Source organism: Desulfosporosinus sp. Tol-M2, assembly GCF_059735615.1.
On record NZ_JCAIJG010000147.1, the window covers coordinates 1 to 3,110 of the forward strand.

A 3,110-nucleotide genomic window follows, 5' to 3' on the forward strand; every position below is an offset into this window, starting at 1 on the left:
GATTATTACCTGTCGCTCAAGGGCGTGATCAATCAAATATTTAATAAAATTGTGTTTGATTGTATCCCTTTGTTCAATATGTTCTGCCTCCGACAATTGGGTGAGAGGAGAGTCGGCAGCAAAAAATCCGGGTGATTTACATTCGCGCTCAATAAGATAAGAACCCATTGCGAATGCGGTAATTGTGTTCAAGAGTCCACAGAATCAGCCACCCATTGAAACAGCTTTTTTAAGCCCACCAATCTCGATATCAAAGTTTGTCATATTGAGCCGCGCAGTTGTTGCACCGCCTATTTTGGATGCACTTAAGACTTGGATTAATTTTTTTTCAAAACCGTGGACTAATTCATAATCATAATAACCCATAATATTATACTTTGGGTTATCCGGCGTTTCCTCGGTTTCCTTCTCAAAAAGCTCGCTTCGATATTGAGTTTCGCTTTGGCGTACGGATTCAAGTTCACCAGTAATTCTCATAAGCAGGAGGTTATTTTCAAGTTGTTCCTTGAATACGGCCAATTTGGGATTGAGTTGATCGGATATCAAAGAATCAACCTGTTCTTTCTCCCGTTCAAGGTTCTCGATAGTGCTTTGTATCACTTGCTGCTGCCTATCAATGGCGGCTTTGGCTTCTTCAAGCTCTGATAGGTGTCCCTTGATTTTGGCAAGCTCCGCTGAAGATGCCTCAATGTACTGCTGACTAGGCGATGCAGTGATCTCACTATCGCAGAATGGGCAAAGTTTTTTTGTGGTTATAGTCGACTGGCTGATTTTTCCGTCAACAATAAAACCGAGGCGCCTGATATCTGACTGATACTGTTGCCGGAGAACCGTAAAGTTATGAATAACAGTATTGCATTCGGACAACTTCCCGTTTTGTTCATATATTTTAGACATAAGCTTTTGACTTTCGCTTGCCGCTTCGTTGAGTTCTTTTTGTATAGCATTGATTTCTTCATGAATCTGGTTTACAGCCTCACAGACATTTGCACTACCAATATCGGAAAGAGTCCCTTCCAGTTCTTCACGTCGCTTGGAAAACCGTTCCGCTTTATCACGGATGTATTCTGTCAATGCCTTTCTTTTCGCTTTGCTTATTTCCGGGTCTTCGGGCTTTTCGAAATTATCCGCATCCTGACCGGTCAAAAGGTAAAGCAATACGGCAGGCGATGCAGTTTTACCTATCCTCCCGGGGCTTTAAGTGCAGATGTTTCTCTTGCAATGTCCGCTTGCCGAATGAAAAACAAATGCAGCATACTTCTCCACGTTAACGCCTGTGTAGCTCCGCTTTCGCTAGAAAGAACCTTATGAGGCTTATCTATTCCAAGCAGCTGCAAAAAAACGGTGTTTATGCTTTTCTTGGCGCTGTTACTTACACTGTAGGAATCATGCTCAATAGTAGGATCCGTACCACTGACAGAAATCTTGGTATCACCAATCTTACGTTCGAGGACGACAGATCCTGCGTTGCTTCTTAAATGCATAGATATTTTTTCGTAGCCATTACTGTTGTCTACTATTTTTGATGGCTTGTCAGATTTCGGAGTAAATCCAAAGGCATAGTCGATGCAATCCATGATAAGGCTTTTCCCGGTATTGGATGGGCCGACAACGAGGTTAAACCCCGGCACAAATTCAATTACAGAGTTTTCATGGCCTCCTCCGGAAACGACCAGTTTTTCAATATAGAACCTATTCATCATAGACCTCCTGCAACGAACGGAGTGTGTAGCGATTGATATCATTTAGCAGAGCTTTTCCACTTGATAAGTCATATTTGTTACTGACCATTCTTATTGCAATCCTATACTCCTCAGCATACGAGTAGGTGAGCTCCCTGCACACTTTTCTCCCAGATTCGCTAATTTTATATGTAAACCCATTTTGGTTCGGGTAAAAAGAAACCGTACCATCAAGAACGAGGATTTTCAATGCATCCTTCGCTAAGTTCTTTCGTGCGGGATATTCGCTATAGCGATAATTACCATACCCATGAAGATTTTCATCAAGTAGTTTAAAGTCTGCAGCGTATACGGCTATAAAATCTATGGCACAGATTCGTTGCTCGTCTAATTCAAAATTTGTCAACTCGTCCAGCATAAGAAGAATGCGCAGAGACATCTCATAAGGTGAGCCGATTACTGTTGTATTTATCATCTCTTCTTTTTCACCCACCTTAGCTTTCCGTCATTAACCAAATGATGGCATACGTCTTTTTTAATTTTACCGCTTATCCAATAGGGCGATTCACTTAACAAATAATCCTTCAATGGGGCATTTACAGCCTGCTCCATGACGGCGAGCATTCTCTGGTATCCGTCTGGATGTGTACGCCTTTCAGTATCTTTCACACCGTCGTAAGTTTCGCCTTTTAACACGTCAAACTGATTTGACAATCCGCCTCGCCCAAGCTCCATCACCCCACGACGTATTGTAGCTGCAGCGTAGAAATCAATTCGTCTATCTAAGAGATCTTCTTCGTAATCAGGGTAACTAGTCAGGTCTTTTTTTGCAAATGGACTCACGTTTTCAGCATCACCGTAAGCATTATACATTTCATTAATATAGCCCTGTTCTTCATTAGTCGCTTCCAGCGGTACCGACACTTCAGTCGGTCGAGGAAGTGACTTTATTTTTTCTTGGATTTCCTCGACCAGTTTGAAGTCATATTCAGAACTTCCAGGGTCATTCTCTGACGTGGCTGTACCAGTAATGGTTTCCAGCAATATACTCTCCAGTAATGTTGAACAGGCATCAGCAACACGGTATTTGTCGTGATCTATTTCACATTTCGTAAGCCATGCAGAAACTGCGTCGAAAGAATCCGAGTTGTCCATCTGATCGCTTAGCCATTCGGAATACTTGTCCATATCACGGTGGTCGTAAATGTACTGGGCATCTTTAGCCTGAATATCCCTACCACCTTTTATATAGCGATATCGAGTGTCCGGTTTTCGTTTTAGAACCGCACAAGCATCCATTGCAGCATCCTGTATGAAATTCCCGATTATCTCCGTGAAGAAAATCGGTTCACTTGCTCCTCCGGAAATATACGGGAGTAGACCTTGGGCATAGTCGGAGAATTTCAAATTGATGTCACCTCCTGCAAT

4 protein-coding genes are annotated in these 3,110 nt (G+C 42.4%); all 4 read right to left on the reverse strand.

Annotated features, from left to right (window positions below):
* Positions 1–204 precede the first annotated feature (204 nt).
* Positions 205–1,158 (reverse strand): hypothetical protein, encoded by a 954-nt coding sequence (locus tag AC6I5A_RS11495; RefSeq protein ID WP_052168050.1) that lies wholly within the window; start codon positions 1,156–1,158, stop codon positions 205–207.
* 23 nt (positions 1,159–1,181) lie between these two features.
* Entirely contained in the window at positions 1,182–1,703 is a 522-nt protein-coding gene (locus AC6I5A_RS11500; RefSeq protein ID WP_497900695.1) for an AAA family ATPase, read from the reverse strand.
* Positions 1,693–2,157, reverse strand: a complete 465-nt coding sequence (locus tag AC6I5A_RS11505; protein WP_034615972.1) for an ABC-three component system middle component 2 — start codon at positions 2,155–2,157, stop codon at positions 1,693–1,695. Before AC6I5A_RS11505 ends, AC6I5A_RS11500 begins: the two co-directional genes overlap by 11 nt.
* A partial coding sequence (locus AC6I5A_RS11510) for an ABC-three component system protein (RefSeq protein ID WP_497900696.1) occupies positions 2,154–3,110 on the reverse strand: 957 nt, incomplete at its 5' end. The genes AC6I5A_RS11510 and AC6I5A_RS11505, both read right to left, overlap by 4 nt.

Excerpts from the sequence above, each read along its gene's own strand:
- AC6I5A_RS11500 (WP_497900695.1), bottom strand. The coding sequence starts at position 1,703 with ATGATGAATAGGTTCTATATTGAAAAACTGGTCGTTTCCGGAGGAGGC.
- AC6I5A_RS11505 (WP_034615972.1), bottom strand. The coding sequence starts at position 2,157 with ATGATAAATACAACAGTAATCGGCTCACCTTATGAGATGTCTCTGCGC.